This window comes from Blautia parvula (assembly GCF_020215665.1).
GTDB classification, from domain to species: Bacteria; Bacillota; Clostridia; order Lachnospirales; family Lachnospiraceae; genus Blautia; species Blautia celeris.
Window position 1 is genome coordinate 4,763,084 of the sequence record NZ_CP084061.1, and the last position, 26,576, is coordinate 4,789,659.

Here is a 26,576-nt window from a genome sequence, read left to right on the forward strand (position 1 = left end):
CTTTTCATTTTTTATAACGCGCAAAACCTATCACGTTCCCGTCCATTAGTATACCACTATCATTTCCCTCTTTCCACATTTTTATTTATAATGTCAGACGATGAGAATCGTCAAGATGTTTTTATCTTTTATACCTCCCGCAGATGGTGTCAGGGATGTCGGGGCGGTGTCTTCCTTTGACAGACATTGCGGCAGTGAACCGGAAAATCCACCGTTTACGGAAACTTAGGCGCGACGGCTCTTCCGGAGCGTCTTAGTTGCAGTTAACGGTTAGTTGGAGGCGAACGGAGCTGGCTGTCAAAGGAAGACACCGCCCCGGCATCCCGTCCGCCCTTCTTCATCTAACCCGTAGCAAATTCCACCTAAAATAAGCCGCCAGCAGCCGAATCACCACCGTAACGATCAACCCCAAAATAACCCCCGCCGGCTCCCCCATAGAATCCCTGCACACAACACATACAATCCCGCCGGCAATAGAAGCACACGCATAAATCTCCCTTACCAGAATATAAGGCGTCTCCCCTGCCATAATATCCCTCAGCACACCCCCGCCGACTCCCGTGAGCACACCCACAAACACAAAAAAGAACGTATTATTATCCGTCACCACACTGGCTGCTGCCTGAATCCCCACCACCGTGAAAATCCCCAGCCCCAGAGTATCACACAGCATCATCACGTTATCATAATACTTATTCTTAGCCCTTGATTTAAGAATCTCCGGATTCGTATAAGTAATAGCAAAAAGCAATGTAGAAGTCAGTATGGCAAAAAGCACATACACCGGCTTGGCAAATGCGGTAGGCGGAGTGATTCCCAATATAATATCCCGCATCATACCACCGCCCACCGCCGTGGTAGCTCCCAGAATATTAACCCCGAAGATATCCATTTTTTTCTCAATGGCGATCATTGCCCCTGATGAGGCGAAAGCCACTGTGCCTATTATTTCCAGTACAAAGATAAAGGTATCCATATTTTCCCCTTTGAAATATATTTTATTATCCATTATACGATAAACATATAAAAAAATCGTCAGAAACGGACATAATATTATACGGAAATATAAAAAGTACACGTTTACCATTTTCTTTGATCTTCGCAGATATATTTATATAAAATATAATAAAATGTGTAAAAATGAATAAAATATGTTATAATTATAATAATTTATATTATGAGGTGATAATATGGGATTAAAAGCAGAAAATGTATTTAAACCGGGGGCATATCCGGAATATACATATGTATCCAGAAACTATGAAAATACAGGCATATCGTATGAGCTGCGTTTAAAGCAGGCGTTAAGGACGGCGGGATGCCTGACTTCCCTGATCGGCCCTTCTAAAATGGGAAAGACGATATTATGTGAAACGGTGATTGGCTTTGATAATATTGTTGAAGTTTCCGGTGCTGATTTTAATAATAATGCTGACTTTTGGGCCACTGTAGCAGCAAAAGTAGAGCTACCTTATTTGGGTGAGATCACAACAGAGAGAGAGATGAAGGAAGGAGAAGCGAAAGAAACAGACAGTAAAAGCGAAAGATATGTACTATCTAAGGATAAAGTCATTCAATATTATAAAGACCATGATAAAGTGCTGGTAATTGATGATTTCCATTATGCGTCTAAGGAAATGCAGATGATAATGGCACAGCAGCTGAAAGATGCCATCAGAAGAGAATTGAAGGTGGTGGTGGTTTCCCTGCCGCATAGGTCAGATGACGCAATACGGCAGAATGCTGATCTGTCAGGAAGACTGAGCTTGATCAATATTGAGGCGTGGAAAAAAGAAGATCTGAAGGAAATCGCACTAAAAGGCTTTAAACAGCTCAATATTAAAATAACAGATGAAGTTGCTGACCGGCTGGCTGTTGAATGTCTGACATCACCACAGCTAATGCAGTATATCTGTCTGAGTATCTGTACATTGCTGGAGGATAAAAATGAAGACACAGTAAATGAAAATATTCTGGAAACAGCATATAGATTTACAACAGTTAATTTTAATTATTATGATGTAGTGAATGTAATGTCTAAAGGACCGAATACACGAGGAAAGAAAAGAAATAAATATAAAACTGTGACAGGAAGAGAATTGGATCTATATGGATTGATCGTAGAATCGTTAGCGAAAAATCCCCCTGTTATGGAGCTGGATTTTGACGCAGTTTATGACAGAATAGTAAAATTGATTCCGGAGAAAGAAGGTAGACCGGATAAACAGTCAGTGAAAACCCATTTGAATAATCTGCATCTTATACTGAAAGAGAAAGAAGAGATATACAAAGCCATTGACTGGAAAGACGGCAAGGTTTATATTTTGGATCCGCTGTTTTTATTTTATCTGCGATGGGGAAGAATAGGTGAATAATTTGTTAAAGGATTATATAGAAGCGCTGAAAGGGATAGATACAATAGAGAAATATGAGTTATTTATCCCGAAGTTGAATGAAATGCTGCAGCAGGAGGCTTATAATGCTGAGATTATCCGGGCAGTCCGAAACAGGGAAACGTATATGTCCAATAGGTTTTCAAAGGAATCCGCTACAGATAATATGCTGAAAGCAAAAGAGAAACTGATATTCTATTTGAACAGTATTTTGTCGGAAAACGATGAAAGTCCATCACAGACGGTTCAATTTTATATTGAAAAGTATTTAAATAATTTTTATTCATTTTTAGAGGCATTGAGGGAAGTAAGCCCACACAAAAGAGCATCGCTAAAAGCAGAAAATATGCAGGAAATACGAATAGAAAATGAATATGATCTGCAGCATTTACTATTCGCAGCTCTGAAACCGTTATGTTTGGATGCCAGGAAAGAAGTGACCGAGGATTCAGGAGTCGGAGCCGTAAGAAGTGATATAAAAATTCCTTCTGTCAACACTGTCATTGAAGCAAAATGTACAAGGAACACAATGAATTTAAAGAAGCTGACAGAGGAAATAGAAGCTGACATTGTACATTATGATGCTGATTATATATATTTTTACATTTATGACAGAGAAAAAATTATAAAAGATAAGTATACTTTTGAAATAAACTTTAACCGAAACTTTGATGGTAAAGTAATAAGGGCTGTTATATTACAACCTGTGCATATGTAAAGAGGTACGGAATTGTGTCAGATGATTTGACTTTTCCTCCTGTCTTTGATACATTAAAGCTACATACTTCAAAAAGCTAACGCATCAACCGGTCAGGGGACAAAAGCTGGCTGCCCCGGTACCGGATCACACGGAGGAAAAGAAAATGCAGAAACACAATAACGGCAGCTTCACCAATTCCCTGGGCTTTGTACTGGCCTGTGTGGGCTCTGCGGTGGGGCTTGGGAATATATGGATGTTCCCATACAGACTGGGAGAATACGGAGGCGCGGCTTTTCTGATCCCGTATCTCTTCTTTATCTGCCTGTTCGGTTTTGTCGGCCTGTCGGCTGAGTTTGCCATAGGGCGCCGGGCGGGAACAGGTACCCTTGGCTCTTACGAATACTGCTGGGAATCCAGAAAGAAGGGAAAGATCGGAAAGGTACTGGGCTGGATTCCGCTGTTAGGTTCTCTGGGGATCGCCATCGGCTATTCCATCATCATCGGCTGGGTGCTCCGCTTCCTGGCAGGCTCTGTGACAAATACAGTGCTCACAGAGGATTCCGCAGAATTTTTCGGACAGGTAACAGCCAATATGAAAAACCTGCCCTGGCATGTTCTTGTCATTGCCATTACCGTGATCATCCTGATCACCGGAGCGGTGAATCAGATTGAGAGGGCGAATAAGATTCTGATGCCCCTGTTTTTCATCCTTTTTGCCATTCTGGCGGTGAGAGTGTTCTTCCTGCCGGGGTCCCATGAGGGGTACCGTTTCCTGTTCGTGCCCAAATGGGAGGCGCTGGCGAAGGTGGATACCTGGGTCATGGCTATGGGACAGGCGTTTTTCTCATTGTCTATCACAGGTTCGGGCATGATCGTTTACGGCTCCTACCTGAGCAAAAAGGAAGATATCCCCAAATCTTCCATACAGACAGCAGTCTTTGATACCATTGCGGCCATGCTGGCAGCCCTGGCTATCATGCCGGCTGTGTTTGCCTTCGGGATCGAGCCATCCGCAGGTCCGTCCCTGATGTTCATTACGATACCGAATATCTTCAAGCAGATGCCCATGGGCCGGCTTTTTGCCGTGATCTTCTTCCTCTCCGTCTGCTTTGCGGGTATCACATCCCTCATCAATATGTTTGAGGCGGTGATCGAGAGCTGGCAGCAGAAGTTCGGTCTGCAGAGGACAAAAGCAGTTGCCCTCTGCGGCGGTGTTGCACTTGCAGTAGGGCTGCTTCTGGAGGAGGAGTCTAAGGTGGGGCACTGGATGGATTTTATCACCATCATCATCGTGCCGTTCGGAGCCGTGCTGGGAGCTGTTTCCATCTACTATGTCCTTGGATTTGACAAGATTAGGGAAGAGCTGGAGGAGGGCAGGAAAAAGCCCCTTCCGAAAGCCTTTAAAGTGGCTGCAAAGTATCTGTACGTGCCCCTGGCAGTCATCGTATTTATACTGGGCCTCATCTATAAAGGAATCGGATGACGCTCCTGTCATAATGTAAAATTATAGTAACTGTTCAGCTGGCTGAGTAGTTACAAATTATATTCCGGAATGTTGTTCTCTGTACGCGGAGGGCGACATTCCGATTTTCTTTTTAAAGCTGTTGCTGAAATAATACTGGTTGGCATATCCGCACCGGCTGCTGATCTCCTTCAGAGACAGGGTGGAATTTTTCAGGTACTGGCAGGCCGCTTCTATTCTGAGGGCAGTGATGGTGTCGCTGATACTCTGCCCATACACTTTTTTAAAGAGGGCGCTGAGATAAGCAGGGCTTACATTGGCATGTCCGGCAATGTCACCTAAGCAGAGGGTATTGTCCTCATAATTTTCCCTGATGTAGCAGAGAACCAGCTCACAGACCTGGTCATGGTAGGTCTGCAGCGAGGTGTCCAGCTTCTCGCATACCTGGAGACAGAGATGGTTCATCCATTTGAAAAATTCTTCGTAAGTGTGAAACAGTTCAAAGTGGTTGTAAACGGAAATAATGTCATTTTCCAGGTCACCGGTGTCAATGTTCAGCTCATACAAGAATTTCAGGATACGGCCCAGAAGGGAGTAGATCCTTATGAACACTATATTCTTGGTCTGGTATTTCAGTGACACCTCCTGAAAGAATCCTCTGAGCCACTCTTCAATGGCAGGGGCGTTTTTCTGACAGAGGAGGCGGATCAGCTCCTCCTCCTTTGACTCGGAGAAAGAGAAGAGGCTGAACTCCCGTCCGAGAGCCTCCCGGGCATCAAAAATATTTTTATGAGGAAAGAAAAACCGGTATTTCAGCGCATGGGAGGCATTTTCGTAGGAGATATGCAGATCCCAGAAATCCTCCACCACAGTGCCGATGCCCACGTTCAGGGAGAACACCCCTTCCCGGTACTTCTCCATCAGGCCTGCAACAGCCTTGTGGGCGGCCTGAAGGAAATGCCCGGGACTGTTGGTGTTCTGGGCAAGTATGGCGATGATGCCGTTAAATTCCTTCACAAAATAAACCTGCCCGAAGCCTTTGCACTGTTCTCCTAACAGATCGCAGACATTTAAGAGCTCGATCTGGTACTGAGTGATGCCCAGCCCGTCTTCCGCCTGGGAGGCGTTTTCTACCTCCAGCTTCAGCACATTAAAACAGGAAAAGTCAAGGTTTAAGTTCAGGTATCCCGGATAGCGCCCCAGATGTCCGGCCGCGTCCTTGCCGGAATAGTGAAGAAGGTCCGAAAAGAATTTTTCCGTCATCAGAGGGCGGCTCTGCTCCACAAGCTCCCGGTTGTGCTGCTCCCTGTCAATGGCAGTGAAGGCGTTGCGTATTTTCTCTGTCAGGTAGCCGTAGTCCAGAGGTTTTTCAATATAGTCGCAGACACCCAGGCGGATGGCGCGTTTGGCGTACTCGAATTTGTCATAGGCACTGATGAGAATGATCTTCACCAGGGGATTGACGGACAGGGCAAGGCTGCTCATGGAAATGCCGTCCAGGTTGGGCATCTCAATATCCGAGATGATCAGGTCCACAGGGGCGCGCCGCATAGATTCAATGGCGGAATCCCCGTTGTTCTCCACATGGACCACCTCCGCATCCAGAAGCTCCCAGTCTATATTTCTTACAATGCCCTCTGCGGAGAGCGCATTGTCATCCACAATCATTACTTTCTTCATCGCTGTCCTCCATCTGTTCAAATGTGATCACAATTTCAGTCCCCTCGTTGAGTCGGCTGTCCACCCGGACGGTTCCGTTGTCGAAGGAGGGACTGGAGAGTCTCTTGTTTACGTTTCCAATGCCGAAATGTTTCTGATAGTCAACCGTCCTGTTTTCCAGTGTGGCGCGCAGATCCTCAAGCTGCCTGGGGGCAATGCCGGCTCCGTTGTCGGTTATGGTGATGATGACCGTATCATCCCCGTAAGAGACATCCAGGGAAATGTGCACACAGGGGGTCTGCCGGGAAATGCCGTGCTGGATACTGTTTTCCAGGAAAGGCTGCAGGGTAAAGCGGCATATAAGGAAGTTCTGGATGCCGTCCTCCGCCCGGATCTCCCAGCTCAGGCTGTCCCCGTGGCACAGCTTTTCCATTTCCAGATACAGACGCGCGATCTCAAGCTCATCCCGGATGGCGATCAGATCCCCGGACTTGCGCAGGGTGAGCCTGTAAAAGCGGGTCAGGTCTGTGATCATCTCATCCGCGGTCTTAAGGCGGTCCAGGCTGATGCAGGTCTTGATGGAACCCAGAATGTTGTAGAGAAAATGCGGGTTGATCTGAGACTGGAGAAGCTGGTATTTCAGCCGTTCCTCTGACAGGGAGAGTTCCAGGATGGAATCCATGTTCTGATTCAGGGATTCCTGCATGTTCTGGAAGGTGATCCCCAGCCGGTCTATCTCGTCATAGGAGGAGGGAGACTTTGCCGCGGAAACCAGCTCCGGTACCGGGGAAGGGGTATTCTTTCCGAGATGAAAGGATTCCATGGCAAGGGAAAGCCTCTTCAGCCGTTTGGTCAGATTGCCTGAGATCATAATGATGACAAGGACCGTAAGCGGCAGGGATACCAGCAGGGTAAATACAAGGGTCTTTAACAGAATCTGTGTGTTTTTCCGTATATAGCTGCCGGGAATCTCCGTAACGTGATACCAGCCGTTGTCCAGCCTGGCAGTGTGGTAATTGATATCCCCGGCCTTTTGTGTTTCCGCCTCATCCCGGGAGATCAGGTCCAGGGTATCCTGATCCAGGACCGTGCCGCAGAGGGACGCATCGCTGTGTGCCATGATGGTGCCGTCCTCCGCTGCCAGATAGCTTGTGATATCCGTATCGCTGAATGTGTCCGCAAGGGCATCGGAGAACTCAGCCGGGTCTATGAGGATCGTGTAGGCGTACTCCGTGGCTCCCGTTCCCTGGTTGCGCAGGAGGCGGCAGCAGACGATCACATCCCTGGCTGTATAGCCGTCTGACAGGATGAAAGGGATCTGCATATCCGGATGATAGAACCAGATAGAATCCGTTCCGGGATTGAGCCGTTTCTGCCGGGGGATACGGAAGCTCTCCAGATCCTCCAGAGGGTAAAAATAAAGCCCCTCCCCTGCCCCTGTCTGCTCCCGGGGCAGAAATATGGAAATATGGTAATAGCCGAATGTAGTCTTGAACATGGAGATATCATTTCTCACACTGCCGAACACAGACAGGGACTGGGTGGATGAGCTGTCCGTCTGTGACAGGGTATACATATCATACTGAATGGAATCCGCCACATTTTCCGTCTGCCGTATGCGGTCATTCATCTGTACATTAAGCTGGTCATCTGCCAGGAGGGCAGAGCTCATGATCTTATCCTCAGCAATCTGATAGGTCACATGGTAGAAGATAAAACCAAGGGTGCCCAGGGGCAGCAGGGTGCAGACCAGAAAGGCCAGCAGCAGTTTTGCCTGGAAATGGGAAAAGACGGACCATATTCTGTCAGAAATTTTTTTCATACCTGACTCCTTCTTCATATATTTTAATGGTTCCCATTATAAAACACGGATAATCCCCATTTCAACACAGATAAAAATAATATAAACGAATCAAAAAATATTGTATTTTGAAAAACAGATATCTTTGGTATTTTTATGCTATCAAAAAACAATGCAGACGGCACGAAAGAGAATGCCGGAAATGGAGGAATTATGAAAAAGACAGTTAGTATTCTACTTACAACAGCTTTGGCGGCCGGTATGCTGGCAGGCTGCGGCGGCAATTCCAGCGAGACGAAAGAGGAGGGCAGCAGCGCAAAAAAAGGGGATTATGACCTGACCCTCTACAGCATCAACACCACAGACCCCGACTTTGACGACTGGCTGAAAAATGTGGAGGATGCCACAGGGCTGAAGATCAATGTCATTGCAGCTCCTACGGATTCCGACACCCGCCAGCAGAAGATAACCACCATACTCTCCACAGGCGACAGCAGCGTGGATATCATTGAAATCAACGATGAGATGAGCGCTTCCTTCAAGAACTCCGGCTGGCTGGAAGGCTTAAACGACACAGTTATGACAGAGGATATCCGCGGCGAATTTCCCCAGGGCTACCTGGAGGATATGATCACAGATAAAGACGGAAATATTATCGGTGTGCCGGGCTACTCCGGATATCTGGCTTTCTGGGTGAACCAGGAGATCATGGATGAAGTGGGCATTGCATCCATTGACACAAAAGAGGATTTTGTGAAATACATGGAAGCTGTCTCAGGGGACGGCAGATATGGCTACGGCGGTTCCTGGGAGAAGACCTATGTCTTCAATGAGATTGCCCAGTTTGTCAACATGTTCGGCGGTGATTATTTCGACTGGACCAACCCTGCCAACAAAGAGGCGATCCAGTTCCTGCATGACATGGTGCAGAACGGACAGACACCCATTGACCAGATCGCTGACAAATACGAGCAGATGAATCCAAAGGCCAATGACGGCAAATACGGAAGCTGGTTCATGTGGGGCCTGGGAACAGACTATGAGAAGGCAGATATGCTGGGCGCAGACAAGATCCATATGGCAATGGTACCGGATTTCAGCGGAAAAGGCCAGCGTGCCATCTTCACGGATTCCTGGAGCTATGTTCTGAACAAAGCATCCGAGAACAAAGAGGCAGCAGTCAAATTCCTGGAATATATGGCGGATGAGGGCGGTATGGAAGCCTCCTACAAGGCATTTGACCGTTATCCCGCCAGAGCTGACGTGGCTGCGAAAGTGGTTCCGGACACAGATCCTGCAAAGGAAATGTACAGCAGATACGCAGAGGAATGCAATGTGGCAGGACGTCCCATGCTTCCCCAAACCATGGAGTTCATCACAGATATGGGAACCATTTACCAGTCCTGCATGAAGGATGAGATCACAGTGGATGATTTCTGCAAGAAAGCACAGGAGCTTGTGGATAAATACAGTAAATAATGTCAGGCACAGGCACCGCAGCGGATCCCATCCCGCGGTGCCTTTTTGAGAGGAGGAAGCCAATTGACCATCAGTAAGAAATCAATGAAATGGATACCGTGGATCCTGATCCTGCCGGTTATCCTGATCCGTGGGTTCACAACCCTGTACCCCATCGGGGCAACCCTGAAAAACAGCCTGTTTGACATTAAGGTGCTGTCAGGTGTCAATGAATTTGTAGGACTCAGCAATTATATCAATGTGTTTAAAGACCCCAAGATCATTTCCTCGATCAGTTTCACCGTGATCTTCGTGGTGGTATCCATGGTCTTCCATGTTGTCCTGGGAGTGGCACTGGCTCTTATCCTGAACATGAAATTTAAGGGGCGCCGGTTTTTGCGGACGATCGTGCTGATTCCCTGGGCCATGCCCGCTGTCGTGATCGGTATGGCAGCCAAGTGGGGATTTAACAATGACTATGGCATGATCAATGATTTTATCCGCCGGTTCGTGTCGGATTTCCAGTTTAACTGGCTGATCAATACAGGGTCCGCCAGGGCTGCGGTGATCGCCATGGACCTGTGGAAGGATCTGCCGTTCTTTGCCATACTGGTACTTTCCGGCCTGCAGTTTATTTCCGGGGATATCTATGAGGCAGCCAAGGTGGACGGGGCAAACGGCATACAGAGCTTTTTTAGGATCACGCTTCCTCTGATCACACGCAATGTGATCACCCTGTGTATTCCCTTTACTCTGTGGAGGCTGACCACCTTTGATCTGGTGTATGCCATGACATCAGGAGGACCGGGGGAGGATACGTCCCTGATCGCTTACCGGATCACCATGGAGGCGTTCACCAACCTGAACGTGGGGTACGCGGCAACGCTGGCGGTGATGCTGTTCCTTGTGATGGCGCTGTTTTCCTGGTTCAATATAAAGGTTATGAACAGGATGTCTGATTAGGAGGATGAACATGAGAGATACCAAGAAATACAGAATTTACAGAGGCTGCGTGACAGCCGGCAGATGGCTGCTGTTTGCAGTCGTGGCTTTCCTCATACTCTTTCCGGTGTACTGGATATTTATTTCATCCATCACACCGCCGGGTGAGCTGTTCCAGACACCCATTCAGTATCTGCCGAAACATCCCACACTGGAAAGCTATCAATTTCTGATTGAAAATGTAGGATTACTTGCTAAAATAGGAAATACAGTATTGATCGTAGGTGTGACACTGGTTGTCAGCACAGTGCTGTGCGCCATGGCTGCCTATGGTTTTTCAAGGTTCCAGTCAAAGGCTGTCAGCATCGCGTTCGCGTTCATCATTGCGACCATGCTGATTCCTGAAGTGGTGACTGCAAGACCTTTATATGAGTTCATGCGGAAGGTTGGGCTTTATGATACATATCCGGGGCTTATCATTCTCTATATCAGCGCTGTGATTCCCTTTACCGTGCTGATCCTCAGGAATTTTGTGTCGGAGATACCGGTATCCTTGGAGGAGGCCGCGGCCATTGACGGGGCAAGCTTTTCCCAGAGACTCTTTTTAGTGGTCCTGCCGCTTATGAAGCCGGCCATTGCCACTGTATGCATTATCAACTTTATTACATGTCTGAACAACTTTTTTACACCGTTATACTATTCGAACGGCATCCAGGTGCTCTCCGTGGCCATCGTGCAGCTTCCCCTCCGGGACAATATGTACGGCGTACCGTGGGATCTGGTAAGTTCCATGGGATGGATCATTCTTCTGCCTATCATTCTTTTTGTGGCAGTGTTTGAGAAACAGATCATGGATGGAATCATGGCAGGCGGAGTGAAAGCTTAGAGAAGGAACAGGGAGGAAAAAATATGTACGATTATTTGGGCGGAAGTCTGGGAACACTGGCTTATGCAAAGCACGGAAGGAGCAGGGCCATTAACGCGGAGAACCCCACAGGGGAAAAGGGAAAGGGCGGTATGGCGGCAAGCCATCTGGGAGCATCCAGAAAGGGCAGCCCGTGTCTGCACCATATCGGCAGCGGGGAGACGGTCACACTGGCTGAGATAGAAGGGCCGGGAGTGATCAATCATATCTGGGTCACAGTGACGGATAAGACGACGGAGGCGGACTGTTTTGTGCTCCGGGACCTGGTGCTGCGCATGTACTGGGATGATGAGACGGAGCCGTCTGTGGAAAGCCCTCTCGGAGATTTCTTCTGCTGCGGGTTCGGAAGGGAATGTATCGTCAATTCCGTTCCCATGGCAGTGGTGCCAAGCCGGGGGATGAACTGCTATTTCCAGATGCCTTTTGGCAGGAAGGCCAGGATCACCCTGAAGAACCAGCACGCAAACCCCATCCCCGCCTTTTTCTACCAGGTGGATTACTGTCTCTATGATACGCTGCCTGAGGATATTGCGTATTTCCATGCCAGGTGGCGGCGGGAGAGGATGACCAGGCTGCAGGAGGATTACGTGATCCTGGATCAGGTGAAGGGAAAAGGCCACTATGTGGGGACGTATATGGCGCTGACCACACTGGAACGTTACTGGTGGGGAGAAGGGGAGATCAAGTTCTATCTGGATGGAGATGAAGACTATCCCACCATCTGCGGCACCGGGACGGAAGACTATTTCGGAGGCTCCTGGAGCTTTGCAAAGCAGGTGGACGGCAGGACGGTGGAGCAGAATTACTGCACCCCGTATCTGGGATATCCCTACTATTCCGCCCATGATACGGCAGTCCATAATCTTTACCACAATGATGACTGCCCGCCTATGAGAGGCTTCTACAGGTGGCATATTCAGGACCCCATCTGCTTTGAGGAGGATCTGCGGGTGACCATACAACAGATAGGTGTGGGCCACAGGGGATTGTTTGAGCGCCAGGACGATGTGGCAAGTGTGGCATACTGGTATCAGGCAGAGCCTCACAATCCTTTCCCTGCCCTGATGAAGAAAGAGGAGCGCTGGCCCAGATAAGGTGTAGAAGGTGAAAAAATATATATTGGGGATTTTATTGGGAGCAGGTATTTTATGCGCCGGGTGCGGCGGGGAGGACCATAAGGTGCAGGAGGTACCTGCGGATGAAAAAGCGTACGGGGAAGAGATTACACTGATGCATCCGGACGCGGACAAGGCGGAATTCAGGCAGTATATAGAGGCGGCAGAGAAGGAGCTTGACATGAAGATCCATCTGCTTGCCAGTCCCATCAATGCGGATAACCGCCATGCCAGGATCTCCACCATCCTCTCATCCGGGGATGATTCAGTGGATGTGATCGCTGTGAATGATGAGATGATCAATGAATTTAAGTATCAGGGGTATCTGGAACCTCTGGGGGATGATGTGATGACAGAGGAGATCTGTGCCTGCTATCCTCAGGACTATATGGAGAAAATCGCCATGGCAGAGGGGAAGGTGTATTCAGTCCCCTACATGATGGACCTTATGGTTTTCTGGGTCAATGAAAAGTTTCTGGACAAGGCGGGCATTGCGGCTGTGACGAACCGGGAGGATTTTGAGAAGCTTCTGGACGGCAGATACGGGTATGGTAACTACGGGTACGGAAGTGCCTGGGAGACTACTTATGTCTACAATGAATTGTCACAGTTCATCAACATGTTCGGAGGGACATACGGGGACTGGAAGGATGAAAATACAAGACAGGCACTGGTGTTTTTACACGATATGGCCGAAGCGGACAAGACGCCCAGGGAGCAGCTTGTGGACCAGTATGAACAGATGGAGCAGAAATTCATACAGGGAAAGTACGGAGCCATTTTCATGTACAGCGGGGCCATGGACACCTTTTTAAGGGCAGGCGTGTACGGGAATGACAAAATCCATGCAGCGCCCATGCCTTTATTCAAAAAGAACGCCACAAATGTGGCAACATGGCAGTATGTGCTCAACAAGGCCTCTGTCCACAAGGAGGCGGCAAAGAAGTTTTTATCCTATGCGGCAGGATATGAAGGAAGCGCTGCCTATGCGGAGCACATGAAGAAGCTGCCTGCACGTCTTGACATTATCCTGGAGGGAAATCTGGACATTCCGGACCTGGATATCCTGAAAAAATACGCGGAGGAGCTGGAACTTAAATCACGCCCCCTGTCGAAGACACCTATGAAGGACATTAAGGCCATAGGGGAACTTTTCCAGAAATATATCACGGATGAGATCAGCCTGGATGAATTCTGTCAGCGGGCAGAAAACGTGTTGCCCTGAGGCTTTTCTTATGCTAAAATAAAAGCGCACGCAGCCCGGGAAATTCTGCGGCTGCGGCTGTACAAGCAAACAACATGAGATTCCATAGGAAAAGGAGATAAATCATGAACGCAAAAGAATTCGCTTTAAAACAGCATGAGGAATGGAATGGCAAGATTGAAGTGATCAGCCGTGCAAAGCTGGAGACCCCGGAAGATCTGGCAGTGGCTTACACACCAGGTGTAGCTGAACCGTGCCTGAAGATCGCTGAGGATGTAGATTTATCCTATAAGTATACAAGACGCCACAATATGGTAGCAGTTGTGACCGACGGAAGTGCAGTTCTCGGTCTGGGCGACATCGGACCTGAGGCAGGTATGCCGGTTATGGAAGGAAAATGTGTGCTCTTTAAAGAATTCGGAGATGTGGATGCATTTCCTTTATGTATCAGAAGCAACGATGTGGATGAAATCGTAAATACCGTCCGCCTGCTGGCAGGAAGCTTCGGCGGTGTGAACCTGGAAGATATCTCTGCACCGCGCTGCTTTGAGATAGAGAGAAAGCTGAAAGAATGCTGTGATATCCCTATCTTCCACGATGACCAGCACGGAACGGCCGTTGTCACTGCTGCGGCAATGCTCAATGCTTTAAAACTCACAGGCAGAAAACTGGAGGACATCAAGGTAGTCACATCAGGTGCGGGAGCAGCCGGAATTGCTATTATTAAGCTGCTGGTAAGCCTGGGACTGAAGACTGTCATCATGTGCGACAGAAAAGGCGCCATCTATGAAGGACGCGGCGACTTAAATGCCGAGAAAGAGGAGATGGCTAAGATCAGCAACCGCGGCATGGAAAAAGGCAGCCTGGCAGATGTACTGAAGGGCGCTGACGTATTTATCGGTGTCTCTGCGCCGGGAACTGTGACAGAGGAGATGGTTAAGACCATGGCTCCTGATCCGATTCTCTTCCCAATGGCAAACCCGGTACCGGAGATCATGCCGGACCTGGCAAAGGCAGCAGGAGCAGCCGTTGTGGGAACAGGAAGAAGCGATTTCCCCAACCAGATCAACAATGTTCTGGCATTCCCGGGTATCTTCCGCGGCGCGCTGGATGTGAGAGCAAAGGACATCAACGATGAAATGAAGGTGGCAGCAGCGTATGCCATCGCCGGTCTTATCGACGAAAAAGAGCTGAACGCAGATTACATTATCCCGAATCCTTTTGACAAACGTGTGGCAAAGGCAGTTGCCGAGGCAGTGGCAAAAGCAGCCAGAGACACAGGTGTGAGCAGAATCTAAATCACGTTCTGCAGGATTTTTATCATCATGAAGCAAAGAGCTGCATTTCCGGCATCCGTATGGATATGGGAAATGCAGCTCTTTTCTGCGCATGTGATCACGCGGAGAGTCCTTTTTTTATCTTTCCGCCGAAACCGGCAGATTTTCCTGTAAAATGCCCCGAATTCTTTCCTGATCCGTCTCCGAAGAAGGAGGGAACAGGAAAGGAGGAAACCTTTGTCACGAAACGGTTCGGCCCGTCCATGGACAGAAGCCATGAGAGCGTCAGGCAAAAAACGATCAGCAGAATGCCCTGCCAGATTTCCGACACGGATTCCAAAAGCGGCGTGGCGCTCAGCACACTGTATACAAGGCCATGGAACAGATAGATAGGCATGGTACGCTGCCCGAGTCTGGAATAGCCGTGGGGTTTCCTGGAGATTATGGTGCTTATGAGGAAAACGGCCAGGAAGGACACACCATAGCAGGCCAGCCTTACCAGAATCCCTTCCCCGTACCCTGTGTCCATCTCTTCGTAGGAATATCTTCCGTAAAAGATTTTCGGTGTCAGGTGCACCCGGAAAGTAAGGACAAGGGCCAGGCAGCCTCCCAGATAGAGGGAAAACACGGCCAGCAGCCTGCCGGCTTTTTCTTTGATCTTCTCAAACCAATCCCTTTCAAAATGGTATCCCGCCAGGAAGAAGGGGAAGAATACCAGGATCCTGGGAATACTGAAAAAGTTATCAAGCTCCGTCATCCCCACCAGCAGTCCTGCAGTGACAGCGATAAATATGTGCCCCGGGATCTTTTTCAGATAAGGGGTAACCAAGCGCCAGAAAAACAGGGCCATAATGTACCACAGGGAGAATTTCGGTCTTGCAAAGTACAGACCCGTTTCCTTATGTATGATGAAAACATATAAAAAATAATAGATGAGTTCATAGACAAAATAGGGTATGACCAGCTTCTGCACCAGCTTTCCAAAGCTTATCTCTCTCTTGGAAAAGTAGCCGGATATAAAAATAAAGGCCGGCATGTGGAAGGAAAAGATCATCCATTTCAGTCCTGATAAAAACACATTATTGTCATAACACGGTTCTATAAAATGCCCCACTACTACCAGAACAATGAGAAGGGCTTTGTAATTATCGAAAAAGTAATCACGGTTTTTGGTTGACATAATAACACCTCTGACCTTTACAGATAAGATTCACAGTCTCGTTTTGTATGATACACCGTATGGAAAACAGGTGCAAATAGAAATTTGGGCCTTTTTTCCACTCACTGTTGGATAAATTTACATAGAAATAGAATTGTGTTTTACAGAATATTTGTTATAATGGTTGTATACTTTCCAAATCGAATCAGGCAGAAAAGGGTGAATATATGAACGAAGACGAAAAAAGAGAAATCGAGAGAAAGAAAAGAATTCAGGCCCGTGAAGCAAGACGACGTCAGCAGGTGATGAAGCAGAGAATGATTCTTGCGGGGGCTGCTGTTTTAATATTGCTGGTAATCATTGTGAGTGCTGCAGTCGGCAGCCACAAGAAAAAAGTAAAGCAGGAAGAGGAGATCAAAGCTGCTCAGCAGAAAAAAGCGGAGGAAGAGGCTAAGAAAGCGGAAGCGGACAGTGAACTGCATTTCCTGGCGGTGGGAGACAATATCCTGCAGGATGCCCTGCTTGAAGCGGGAAAAGAAAATGAGGAGAACTGGAATTACGATTCTCTGTATGAGAAGGTGGCAGGAGATATCCAGGCAGCCGATCTGGCAGCGGTCAGCCAGGAGACACCTCTGGTCAATGACCACAAGGATGTGTCGGGAAGCGGGCTTATGGGAACACCCCTTGAAGCAGGTGACGCGCTGGCGAAGGCCGGATTTGACATTGTGACACAGGCAACCAACCATGCATTTGATAAGGGGAAGCCGGGGATCTTAAATTCTGCTGCATTCTGGCAGACCCAGCATTCCGATATCCAGCTTCTTGGCATCCATGCGGATGAGGCGGATGCGGAGAACCGTGTGAAAGTCATTGAGAAGAAGAACATGAAGATCGCTGTGATGAACTACACGTACGGGGTGGATGAGGAGGCTGGTTTTTCTGAGGCGGATTCCTTTATGATTGATGTCTACTCTGAGGACAAAGTAAAGGCAGATGTGGAAAAAGCAAAAGGAGAAGCTGATTTTGTCATGGTATTTCTCCATGCGGGAGCTGAGTATTCAGAGGAATTTTCCGATACGGCAAAGCAGAGGATAGATTTCCTGGCAGAGCAGGGAGTGGACGCGGTGATCTGCAGCAATCCCCATGTTCTGCAGTCTTACGGCATGATGCCGCGGCAGGATGGAAAAGAGATGCTGGTTTACAGCTCGCTGGGCAATTTTGTTTCCGCGGATAATCAGGTCAAAGGTCTCATCGGAGGTATGGCGGACATTACCCTGAAAAAGGACGGCAAGACCGGGGAAGTGACAGTCAGTGATTACAAGATGATACCGCTTGTGATGCACTATGACAGTGAAAAGAAAAACTGTGCGGTGTATAAGGTTTCAGATTACACAGAGGACCTGGCAAAAGCACATGGCATCCATCAGGAGACAGAGGAGACTTTTACTCTTGACAGCATCCGGGAGCTGGCAGCCAAGTATGAGGCCCCGCAGGCGTTTTCCCTGTCCGGGCAGACCGGTTCTGACGGAACAGAGACGGAAATAAAAGGAAAAGGCGTATCAGATAAAGATACGGACAATAAAGAGGACAGCACTTCAGGTGAGAAAGATAAAACCTGAACTTAGGGCGGAGATGTGTAAAGATACACAGCTCCGCCCTTTATACGGGAAACGGATCATTCTTCCGTATATTGTTCAGGAGAGAAGGGATAGACCTCTTTATAGGATTCCAGCTCTGCCTGGCTGGTGGGCGGTTTGTACATCAGTCCTGTCATCTCCATGGCTGCCTGACCGTCCAGGTCATCGGAGGAGCTGGATTCCACATGGTAGGTATCCCTGCTGCCTCCCTTTCCTCCATTGCCGCTTCCCTGGCCTTTTCCGCCTTTGCCGCCGCCTCTGTGGCAGTTTTCAGAATTATCTTTCATTTCGCACATCTCCTTTCACCGTTTCTCTTAGTATGTGCGAAAAACACGGGAAAATGCATTGACAAACAAAACAGGCATAGTCTATGCTTTTATTTGATGAAGAGAAACGGAAAAAATGTTAAGGAGTGGTCCCAATATGGAAAATATTAAAAAAAGCGCTGCGCAGCTTATCGGCAATACGCCTCTTATGGAGCTGTGTAATTATGAAAAAAAATATGAACTGCAGGCGCGGGTAATCGCGAAACTGGAGTACTTCAACCCGGCGGGCAGCGCAAAGGACAGAGTTGCCCTGAGCATGATCGAAGAGGCAGAGCGGGAAGGAAAGTTAAAGCCCGGAGCCACGATCATAGAGCCGACTTCGGGTAATACGGGGATAGGCATTGCCTCCGTAGCTGCCGCCAAGGGCTACCGCGCGATTCTCACCATGCCGGAGACCATGAGCGTGGAGCGGCAGAAGCTGCTTAAGGCTTACGGAGCTACAGTGGTCCTCACAGACGGCAGCAAGGGGATGCAGGGCAGCATCGAGAAGGCAGAGGAGCTTAGGAAGAGCATTCCCGGCTCTGTCATTATGGGGCAGTTTGACAATGAGGCCAATCCGGCAGCCCACGAGGTATCCACAGGACCGGAGATTTACAGGGATACAGACGGGAAAGTGGACATCTTTGTAGCCACGGTGGGAACAGGGGGAACCCTGACCGGTACAGGCAGATATCTGAAAAAGCAGAATCCCGCTGTTCAGATCGTTGCGGTTGAACCTGCGGAATCCCCGCTTTTATCAGGAGGGCAGGCCGGGGCGCACGGCATTCAGGGTATCGGGGCTAATTTTATTCCCGCTATTCTGGACAGGAATATTTATGATGAGGTGATTTGTGTCACCACAGAGGACGCTTATAAAACAGGTAATGACATTGCAAAGTGCGAGGGAATCCTTGTGGGAATCTCCTCCGGCGCTGCTGTGTGGGCAGCCGCACAACTGGCAAAGCGCCCTGAAAATGCAGGAAAAAATATAGTGGTTCTGCTTCCGGATACGGGAGACCACTATTTATCCACAACGATGTATGACTAAAGTAAAGGACTGACTAAAATATGAAACAGACAGAAAATATCATGGGAACGAAAAAGGTCCTCCCTCTTCTCGTTTCCATGTCCATACCGCCTATGGTATCCATGATGATCCAGGCGCTTTATAATATTGTAGACAGCATGTATGTGGCGAGGGTCAGCGAGGATGCCCTGACGGCAGTCTCCCTGGCCTATCCCCTTCAGAATCTGATCCTGGCAGTATCCGTGGGCTTTGGCATCGGCCTGAACGCCTGCGTTGCCAGGTCGCTTGGGGCGAAGAACGTGGAGGAGACGGAGGCCACCGCAGCCCACGGCATTGTGCTGACAGGCGTGCACAGTGTTCTTTTTATACTGATTGGCCTTTTATTGGTCAAACCTTTTATAGGAATGTTCACTGACAATGCCCGGATTTATAAGATGAGCTGTGAGTATGCAGGCATTGTGCTCTGCTTTTCTTTCGGAAGCATGTATCATCTCTTTGCGGAGAAGATCTTCCAGTCCGTGGGAAATATGGTATTTCCCATGTTCTTTCAGGCCATCGGTGCAGTGTTAAATATTATCCTGGACCCGATTATGATCTTCGGCCTGCTGGGATTCCCCGCCATGGGCGTGAAGGGGGCGGCTGTTGCCACTGTCACGGCACAGATCACGGCCGGAATCATCGCCATGGTCTGCTATCTGAAGAAATGCACCCAGGTAAAACTGGATTTTCACGGCTTTCATTTTGACCGGGAGATCATAAAGAAAATATATATGGTTGGTATTCCCTCTGCCATTATGATCTCCATGCCTTCCCTGCTTGTGGGGGCGCTGAACTCCATACTGGCGGCATTTTCCGGGACAGCCATCGCTGCGTTTGGGCTTTACATTAAGATCCAGTCCTTTGTGTACATGCCGGCCAACGGCGTTGTGCAGGGAATGCGCCCCATTATGAGTTATAACTACGGCGCGGGCAGCAGAAAGAGGATGATGGAGACACTGAAAAGCAGCCTGCAGGTGGCAGGGGCCATTATGCTTCTGGGAACCGTACTTTTTCTGGCCTGCCCCGGGTGGATCATGAAGCTGTTTGACGCCGGGGATGAGATGATGCGGCTGGGGGTTCCCATGCTGCGGATCATCAGCCTTGGTTTTGTGGTGTCCACAGTGGGATGCGTGCTCTCCGGTTCTTTTGAAGCGCTGGGACAGGGCCTCCATTCTCTTCTCATATCCATGCTGAGGCAGCTTGTGATCATTGTGCCGCTGTCTGCCCTGTTCTGCAGAATATGGGGCATATACGGCGTATGGGTGACCTTTCCGCTGGCAGAGCTCATTGCAGCCGCGGCCGCAGTGGTTCTATTTAAAAGGTTCATGAAGAAACTAAAAGTTTAGGAGGGCAGTCAAAATGGCAAAAAACAAGGACAAAGAAGTGAAGACAAATGCCATGAGAATCCTGGATAAGAATAAAATTTCCTATGAGACCATCACCTACGAGTGCGACGAGTTCATAGACGGTCTGCACACGGCAGAGAAGACCGGCGCCCCCGTGGAGCAGTCCTTTAAAACCCTGGTGGCGCAGGGGAAAAGTAAGGAATACTATGTACTGGTTATCCCCATCGCGGAGGAAGTGGACTTAAAAGCAGCGGCCAGAGTGCTGGGAGAAAAGTCCATTGAGATGATCCATGTAAAAGACATCACAGCAGTGACGGGATATGTCAGGGGCGGATGCAGCCCCCTTGGCATGAAAAAGAAGTATAAGACCATCATCCAGGAGAGTGCAGAGAAATACAGTGAGATCTATGTGAGCGGCGGAAGGATTGGCTCCACCATAAAGGTAAACCCGGTGGATCTGGCCCGGGCAGCCGGGGCGGAGTTTGCCGCGTTTACGGTAAAAGAGTAAAAAAATAGAACTGTTGCGGAATATTGAAGCACCTGTATGGATGGGGTTTCAACATTCCGCGACAGTTCTTTTGCATTTGAGCAAAGGAGCAACGCTTACAATTTAAAAGCATTTCTGACGATTTCCGCCAGAATCTTCTGTCCGAGGACGGTCAGGTGGATGCCGTCTGTAGTGATGGCGTCGTAACCGTGCTTCTCGATTTCCTGTTCCAGAGGCTTCTGCAGCGGGATGAAATGCGCACTGTAATTTCTGGCAAGCTTGCGGATATTTTTGGACATTTTGTGCTGCCAGGGAACCCAGTCATCGTATTTTCCCTGTTTCGGAAAAATAAACGGTTCCAGTGTGATAACTGCTGCTGTGGTCTCTCTGGACAGATCAAACAGCATTTCGTGGTAAGCCCGGATACTGTCCTCCAGCATATAGAGCTTCTCCTGCTCTGAGACATCAGCCTGTACAATAAGGCCCACATCATTGATCCCTACCAGGATGCTTACATAATCCGGGTGGTAGGAAATGCAGTCCCTCTGCAGTACACCGGCAATTCGTTCTGTGATATTGCCGTCCACACCCTTATTCAAAACCCGCCAGTTGGGGTCAGTTCCTGTAATATAGGCCGCGAACTCGCTGACATATCCGTCTCCCAGAGGATTGTCAGATGTCATTCTGCCGGCATCGGTAATGCTGTCTCCTAAAAATACAATGATACCCATAGCGATTCTCCTTCGGCATATAACCATTTTCAGGCCATCTGATTGTATAATATACTATTTTAACTGAAAATGACCGTTATTGCAAATAGTAATTTTGTGAAGGGTTGCCAAAAAGACGTTTTGGTTATTTTTTCTATGGACAAGAGGTGCCGGGAAGTATATAATCATTTCAAGCTAAGTCGTTAGCTTTTCTGTTTTAATCAGCCGTTCGGCAGATGGATTCCACGTTGATCACAAAAGTAAATAGTGAAGAGAGGTGTTTTTATGTCTTTAGAGACAGGTATGGCACTGTTTTTTTCCGCCGGGGCAGTCTGCACGGATTTATTCCTGGAAAAAGTGCCGAACAGATGGATCGTTCTGGGGCTTGCGGCAGGCGCAGTATGCCAGGGGCTGCTGCACGGCGCAGGCGGAATCCCATTTTATCTGGGCGGGGTATTCCTGCCTCTGATTCTGCTGTTTCCGCTGTTCTGCTTCCGTATGATGGGGGCGGGTGACATCAAGCTTATGGCTGTCATGGGTGGAATCCTGGGAAGCTGCGGTATCCTGAAAGGGATGTTCTGTGCCTTTATTCTGGGTGCTGTTTTATCTTTGGCATTTCTTATTTCCTGCGGGAATCTGCGGGAGCGTTTTTCTTATTTTTTCCACTATCTGAAAGTTTGTAAAGAGAAGCATTGCCCTGTACCATACAGGAGGCAGGGCGCGCAGGCGGAGAATCTGCACTTTACCGTGCCGATACTCTTGGGGATCATGCTGTATGCGGGAGGTTTTTGTTGAGAAAGAAGATATTAGCAGTCTGCGATGAGGAGGCGTCTTATGCCTGCAGCTTCACCGCATGGCTGGAGAGGAAGGGGCACTATCCCTTTGAGTTTATTGCTTTTACCGGGGCGGATAAGGTCTGCAGCTATGCCAGGCAGCATTCTGTGGAGCTGCTGCTGGTTGCGGAGGGGACCATGTGCCCTGAGATCAGGGAGCTGCCTGTGGGCAGGCTTGTGATTTTGGACGAGGAGAACGGCACAGCGCCGGAAGAGCTGCCCGCTGTGTCAAAGTACCAGTCCTGCGAAAGAATCATGCAGGAGGTAACAGCCCTCTATGGGGAGGAAGTACGGTCAGAGGAAAGCGGGGCCTCTCCGGGAAGGAAGATGCACATTCTGGGAGTCTATTCCCCTCTGGGCCGGACGGGCAAAACTTCTTATGCACTTGCGCTGGGCCAGATACTGGCAGTACGGTATTCTGTTCTCTTTCTGAACCTCGAAGCCTACTCCGGTTTTGAGGACCTGCTTTCCTGCAGCTTTGAGCGGAACCTGGGAGATTTATTTTACTGCATAAGGCAGAAGAAAGGCCAGCCCGCAGTACAGCTTGCCGCAATGGTGCGGGAGGCCGGGGGTATGCACTATGTTCCTCCGGTCACCATCCCGGAGGATGTGGAACAGGTGACACAGGAAGAGTGGCAGGTCCTGTTCGAGGAGCTGAGACTTTACAGCACATATCAGGTAGTTCTCCTTGATTTTGGCACAGGGGTCAGCCGGGCGTCAGGGCTGCTGGATGAATGCAGCAGGATCTATATGCCTGTTCTGCAGGACCGGATTTCCGCGGCGAAGCTTGCCCAGTATGAGACATGGCTGAAAACTGCGGGAAGAGAGGATGTACTGGAAAAGACAAAGAGGATTCTCCTGCCGCCGGTGGACGGGGAAGGGGAGATGCCGTGGCCGGAGTGCCTTACCTCCGGAAGATTCGGAGATTATGTGAGAAAGCAGGTGCAGGATGGAGGCATTTTCTGAGCTTAGGAGCCGTCTGATGGAAAGGCTGGACAGCATGTGGGAGAGTACGGATGAAGAGGTGATGGAGCTTATTGACAGCCTGATCATGGAGGAGGGAAGAATGCTGGGCCTGAACCTTGGGCAGAAAAGCGCACTGCGGCAGGAACTGTTCTGCTCCGTCCGGAAACTGGATGTCCTGCAGGAGCTATTGGAGGATCCCGGCGTTACGGAGATCATGGTGAATGGCTGGCAGTACATTTTTGTGGAGCGGGAGGGAAAGCTCTCCCCCTGGGGGAAACATTTTACATCCCCGGAAAAACTGGATGATGTGATACAGCAGATCGCCGGAAGGTGCAACCGGGTCATCAATACCCTGCACCCTATTGTGGATGCCAGACTGGAGAACGGTTCCAGGGTCAATGCGGTCATAGCACCCGCGGCGCTGAACGGCCCGATCCTCACTATCCGCCAGTTCCCGGAGGAGCCTGTCACTATGGAGCGGCTGCTGTCCCTGGGAAGTGTGACCGAGGAGGCACTTAGGCTGCTGATCCCTCTGGTGCAGGCCAAGTACACGATCCTCATCGGAGGGGGAACCGGGGCAGGGAAGACAACTATGCTGAATGCACTGTCCGCCTTCATTCCCGGGGATGAGAGGATCATAACCATTGAGGACAACGCGGAGCTGCAGATACAGGGGATTCCCAATCTGGTCAGGCTGGAGTGCAGGGCAGCCAACATTGAAGAGTCGCAGGAGATTTCCATGGCAGACCTTCTCAAGACCGCACTCAGAATGCGGCCTGACAGGATCATCGTGGGCGAGGTGAGAAGCGACGCGGAGGAACTGCTGCAGGCTGTCAATGTGGGGGCTGAGGGCAGCATGTCAACCATCCACGCCAATAGCTGCCGCGATATGGTCACAAGGCTGGAGACATTGGTTCTCATGGGAATCAATCTTCCGCTTCCGGCTGTCAGGAGGCAGATTGCGGCGGGGTTTGATCTGTTTGTCCACCTTGGCAGGCTCAGGGATAAGAGCCGCAGGCTGCTGGAAATCTGCGAGGTAGACGGGATGAATGAGGATGAAGTGCTGCTGCACCCCCTGTTTCTGTATGAGGAGGATCAGGGCCTGGTGCAGAAAGGGAAGCTGAAACACAGGGAAAAATTAGAAAGGGCGGGGATCATACTTGAAGATGGACTATGAACACTACAAACTGACAATTCTGGAATGGGCCAGATATCTGGGGGAGAGCGTACTTATCTGTGTGGTGATAGATGCGCTCTGCTACCAGAGCCTTATCACCTTTTTATTCATGCTGCCCATTCCTTTCTGGTATATCAGGCAGAGGAAACGCCAGCTTCTGATGCTGCGGCGCAGGAGGCTTCACCATCAGTTCAGGGATGCACTCAACGCTCTGGGAGCCGGTATCTCAGCGGGTTATTCACTGGAAAACGCGGTTCTGGAGGCGGGAAAGGACATGAACCGCATATACGGTCCCGACAGGGAGATCTCAAGAGAGATGGCGTACATGGCAGCGCAGATGCGTGTCAGTGTTCCCGTGGAGAAGCTGTTTTATGATTTGGGGAGCAGAAGCCAGGTAGAAGATATCCGCAGCTTTTCCGAAATCCTGGCACAATCCAAACGCATGGGCGGCAATATGCGGGAGACTATACAGAACTGTGTCAGTATCATGGAGGACAAGATTGACGTGAAAAAAGAGATTGACGCCATGCTGGCCGCAAGGAAAATGGAGCAGAACATGATGAGCTTCATGCCTGTGGGAATCATCCTCTATATGCGCCTGACATCGCCAGGATTTATGGATGTCCTGTATCACAATGCGGCAGGGGTCTGTATCATGACGATTTGTCTTGGCTGCTACGCAGCCGCATTTATCTGGGGCAGGAGGATTGTGGAGATTGAAGTCTGAAAAAATCTTTTCCCGAGAGAGAAAGGTCCTGGCTGCCGGAATCGCCGTGGTCCTTCTTGCAAACGCCGCCGGACTTACCCTGTACATCCTGGAAAAGAGGTCAGGTGACAGGGAAAACACGGAGTATCTGGAACGGCGTGAATTCGGTCAGGGGGATTATGAGGAGAAGCTGACTGTAAAGTCAGAGAAGGGAAACCAGGATATCACAGTACAGGTCCGCGAAAAGGAGTATGGAGAGGAAGAGGCAGAAGAAATCATTGAGCAGGTAAAAGAGGAGATGGACGCTCTGATTCGGGGAGAAAACAAGAGCCTGAACAAAGTGCAGCATCCGCTTTATCTGCCGGACCGCAGCCCTGATTTCCCGGTAAATCTGTCCTGGAGCACAGACGCGCCTGAGATATTGGATTGGGAAGGGAAGATAAGGGAAAATGCTGCAGAAGGAGGCACCGGCGTGAAGCTTACCTGCGACCTGAGTCTGGGGGAGGCAGAGGGGCGGTGGGAGAAAGAAGTCACCGTTTACCCGGAGCTGGTATCCCATAAGATAAAACTGGAAAGGGAGATACAAAGGGCAGTGGATGCGCAGAATCCGGCCTCCGGGGATAAGGTAAAACTCCCAAAAGAAGTGGATGGAACCAAGGTCATTTTTCGGAAAGAACAGAGCGGAAACGGATTGCTCATATCCTTGTTCGGCACCTTGCTGGGCCTGCTGATCCTGCCGCTGTACAGAGAAAAAGAAAAGGAAAAAGAGAGAAAGAAAAAGGCCGAAATGCAGGCAGATTACCCCGATATCGTGAGCAGAATACTGCTGTTTCTGCAGGCCGGTCTGACCGTGCACAGTGCCATGGAGAAGATCGCAAAAGACTATATAAATACCTGCAGAATATACGGGAGAAAGAGGCGTCCGGCGTATGAAGAACTGGTGGAAACCTACCGCGAAATGGAGGGCGGAATGGCAGAGGTTCAGGCATATGAACGGTTTGGAAACCGCTGTGATTCACCGGAATATAAGGTCCTTTCCGTGCTTCTTGTCCAGAATCTGAAGAAGGGAAACCGGGGAGTTCTGGCACTTCTTGAGCGGGAGTCTGCAGCCGCTATAGAGGAGCGGAAACGAAAGGCGAAAATATGCGGTGAACAGGCGTCTGCAAAGCTTTTGGGGCCTATGTTCATACAGCTTGCACTGGTAATGGCACTGGTTATGATCCCGGCTTTTTTAAGCTTTTATTAGAG

General features: G+C 49.3%; 24 protein-coding genes. 18 read left to right on the plus strand and 6 right to left on the minus strand.

Features of this window, described 5'->3' with window-relative positions; translation table 11 throughout:
- Nucleotides 1-337: 337 nt before the first annotated feature.
- Entirely contained in the window at nucleotides 338-976 is a 639-nt protein-coding gene (locus tag LC508_RS21785; protein ID WP_033142726.1) for a trimeric intracellular cation channel family protein, read from the minus strand.
- A 214-nt stretch (nucleotides 977-1,190) separates the two neighbouring features.
- Between LC508_RS21785 and LC508_RS21790 the strand changes: the two genes are divergently transcribed.
- The 3 genes from LC508_RS21790 (at nucleotide 1,191) to LC508_RS21800 (ending at nucleotide 4,576) form a co-directional block, all read left to right on the plus strand.
- Complete coding sequence (locus tag LC508_RS21790; RefSeq protein ID WP_118593850.1) at nucleotides 1,191-2,375, plus strand: P-loop NTPase family protein; 1,185 nt, start codon at nucleotides 1,191-1,193, stop codon at nucleotides 2,373-2,375.
- The gene (locus LC508_RS21795; RefSeq protein ID WP_118743611.1) at nucleotides 2,368-3,111 is read left to right on the plus strand and encodes a PD-(D/E)XK nuclease domain-containing protein; all 744 of its coding nucleotides are present in this window, start codon (nucleotides 2,368-2,370) and stop codon (nucleotides 3,109-3,111) included. The genes LC508_RS21790 and LC508_RS21795 overlap by 8 nt, the downstream gene beginning before the upstream one ends.
- A gap of 145 nt (nucleotides 3,112-3,256) precedes the next feature.
- Entirely contained in the window at nucleotides 3,257-4,576 is a 1,320-nt protein-coding gene (locus LC508_RS21800; protein WP_103731319.1) for a sodium-dependent transporter, read from the plus strand.
- A gap of 57 nt (nucleotides 4,577-4,633) precedes the next feature.
- Here LC508_RS21800 and LC508_RS21805 read toward each other — a convergent pair whose 3' ends face one another.
- Nucleotides 4,634-6,235, minus strand: coding sequence for a helix-turn-helix domain-containing protein (locus tag LC508_RS21805; protein WP_103731320.1), 1,602 nt, complete (start codon nucleotides 6,233-6,235; stop codon nucleotides 4,634-4,636).
- Nucleotides 6,210-8,036: a sensor histidine kinase gene (locus LC508_RS21810; protein WP_199687236.1), complete on the minus strand. Its 1,827-nt coding sequence runs from the start codon at nucleotides 8,034-8,036 to the stop codon at nucleotides 6,210-6,212. The genes LC508_RS21805 and LC508_RS21810 overlap by 26 nt, the downstream gene beginning before the upstream one ends.
- A 192-nt stretch (nucleotides 8,037-8,228) precedes the next feature.
- Here LC508_RS21810 and LC508_RS21815 point away from each other — a divergent pair, with 192 nt between their 5' ends.
- From LC508_RS21815 to LC508_RS21840, 6 genes are all read left to right on the plus strand, one after another.
- Nucleotides 8,229-9,494, plus strand: coding sequence for an ABC transporter substrate-binding protein (locus LC508_RS21815; protein WP_255625456.1), 1,266 nt, complete (start codon nucleotides 8,229-8,231; stop codon nucleotides 9,492-9,494).
- 84 nt (nucleotides 9,495-9,578) lie between these two features.
- Nucleotides 9,579-10,436: a carbohydrate ABC transporter permease gene (locus LC508_RS21820; protein ID WP_033142728.1), complete on the plus strand. Its 858-nt coding sequence runs from the start codon at nucleotides 9,579-9,581 to the stop codon at nucleotides 10,434-10,436.
- 10 nt (nucleotides 10,437-10,446) lie between these two features.
- On the plus strand, nucleotides 10,447-11,301 hold the full coding sequence (locus tag LC508_RS21825; RefSeq protein WP_033142704.1) for a carbohydrate ABC transporter permease: 855 nt from the start codon (nucleotides 10,447-10,449) through the stop codon (nucleotides 11,299-11,301).
- Between the two features lie 23 nt (nucleotides 11,302-11,324).
- Nucleotides 11,325-12,434: a glycoside hydrolase family 172 protein gene (locus LC508_RS21830; RefSeq protein ID WP_103731322.1), complete on the plus strand. Its 1,110-nt coding sequence runs from the start codon at nucleotides 11,325-11,327 to the stop codon at nucleotides 12,432-12,434.
- Between the two features lie 10 nt (nucleotides 12,435-12,444).
- Nucleotides 12,445-13,680, plus strand: coding sequence for an ABC transporter substrate-binding protein (locus tag LC508_RS21835; protein ID WP_103731323.1), 1,236 nt, complete (start codon nucleotides 12,445-12,447; stop codon nucleotides 13,678-13,680).
- Between the two features lie 104 nt (nucleotides 13,681-13,784).
- On the plus strand, nucleotides 13,785-14,957 hold the full coding sequence (locus LC508_RS21840; protein ID WP_033142707.1) for an NAD(P)-dependent malic enzyme: 1,173 nt from the start codon (nucleotides 13,785-13,787) through the stop codon (nucleotides 14,955-14,957).
- Nucleotides 14,958-15,054: 97 nt separating this feature from the next.
- Here the strand turns inward: LC508_RS21840 and LC508_RS21845 are convergent, their stop codons facing one another.
- A complete protein-coding gene (locus LC508_RS21845; protein ID WP_103731324.1) occupies nucleotides 15,055-16,116 on the minus strand; it encodes an acyltransferase family protein in 1,062 nt (353 codons plus the stop codon).
- A gap of 206 nt (nucleotides 16,117-16,322) precedes the next feature.
- On the opposite strand from LC508_RS21845, the gene LC508_RS21850 reads away from it, so the two are divergent.
- A complete protein-coding gene (locus LC508_RS21850) occupies nucleotides 16,323-17,714 on the plus strand; it encodes a CapA family protein (protein ID WP_103731325.1) in 1,392 nt (463 codons plus the stop codon).
- A gap of 56 nt (nucleotides 17,715-17,770) precedes the next feature.
- Here the strand turns inward: LC508_RS21850 and LC508_RS21855 are convergent, their stop codons facing one another.
- On the minus strand, nucleotides 17,771-18,019 hold the full coding sequence (locus LC508_RS21855) for a hypothetical protein (RefSeq protein WP_033142708.1): 249 nt from the start codon (nucleotides 18,017-18,019) through the stop codon (nucleotides 17,771-17,773).
- Between the two features lie 136 nt (nucleotides 18,020-18,155).
- On the opposite strand from LC508_RS21855, the gene cysK reads away from it, so the two are divergent.
- From cysK to ybaK, 3 genes are read left to right on the plus strand one after another with little or no spacing between them, the layout of a single operon-like run.
- Nucleotides 18,156-19,085, plus strand: a complete 930-nt coding sequence (gene cysK, locus LC508_RS21860) for a cysteine synthase A (RefSeq protein WP_103731326.1) — start codon at nucleotides 18,156-18,158, stop codon at nucleotides 19,083-19,085.
- Nucleotides 19,086-19,105: 20 nt separating this feature from the next.
- Complete coding sequence (locus LC508_RS21865; RefSeq protein ID WP_103731327.1) at nucleotides 19,106-20,449, plus strand: MATE family efflux transporter; 1,344 nt, start codon at nucleotides 19,106-19,108, stop codon at nucleotides 20,447-20,449.
- Nucleotides 20,450-20,462: 13 nt separating this feature from the next.
- Nucleotides 20,463-20,957: a Cys-tRNA(Pro) deacylase gene (ybaK, locus tag LC508_RS21870; RefSeq protein WP_054350442.1), complete on the plus strand. Its 495-nt coding sequence runs from the start codon at nucleotides 20,463-20,465 to the stop codon at nucleotides 20,955-20,957.
- Between the two features lie 95 nt (nucleotides 20,958-21,052).
- Here ybaK and LC508_RS21875 read toward each other — a convergent pair whose 3' ends face one another.
- A complete protein-coding gene (locus LC508_RS21875) occupies nucleotides 21,053-21,667 on the minus strand; it encodes a GDSL-type esterase/lipase family protein (RefSeq protein WP_033142712.1) in 615 nt (204 codons plus the stop codon).
- 264 nt (nucleotides 21,668-21,931) lie between these two features.
- Between LC508_RS21875 and LC508_RS21880 the strand changes: the two genes are divergently transcribed.
- Genes LC508_RS21880 through LC508_RS21900 form a run of 5 tightly spaced genes read left to right on the plus strand, consistent with a single transcriptional unit; the run spans nucleotide 21,932 to nucleotide 26,574 of the window.
- Complete coding sequence (locus LC508_RS21880; RefSeq protein ID WP_103731328.1) at nucleotides 21,932-22,441, plus strand: prepilin peptidase; 510 nt, start codon at nucleotides 21,932-21,934, stop codon at nucleotides 22,439-22,441.
- A complete protein-coding gene (locus LC508_RS21885; protein ID WP_103731329.1) occupies nucleotides 22,438-23,445 on the plus strand; it encodes a P-loop NTPase family protein in 1,008 nt (335 codons plus the stop codon). The genes LC508_RS21880 and LC508_RS21885 overlap by 4 nt, the downstream gene beginning before the upstream one ends.
- Nucleotides 23,429-24,622: a CpaF family protein gene (locus tag LC508_RS21890; RefSeq protein WP_103731330.1), complete on the plus strand. Its 1,194-nt coding sequence runs from the start codon at nucleotides 23,429-23,431 to the stop codon at nucleotides 24,620-24,622. The genes LC508_RS21885 and LC508_RS21890 overlap by 17 nt, the downstream gene beginning before the upstream one ends.
- Entirely contained in the window at nucleotides 24,612-25,349 is a 738-nt protein-coding gene (locus tag LC508_RS21895; protein WP_052099551.1) for a type II secretion system F family protein, read from the plus strand. Before LC508_RS21890 ends, LC508_RS21895 begins: the two co-directional genes overlap by 11 nt.
- The gene (locus LC508_RS21900; RefSeq protein WP_118593853.1) at nucleotides 25,339-26,574 is read left to right on the plus strand and encodes a type II secretion system F family protein; all 1,236 of its coding nucleotides are present in this window, start codon (nucleotides 25,339-25,341) and stop codon (nucleotides 26,572-26,574) included. Before LC508_RS21895 ends, LC508_RS21900 begins: the two co-directional genes overlap by 11 nt.
- Nucleotides 26,575-26,576: the final 2 nt, after the last annotated feature.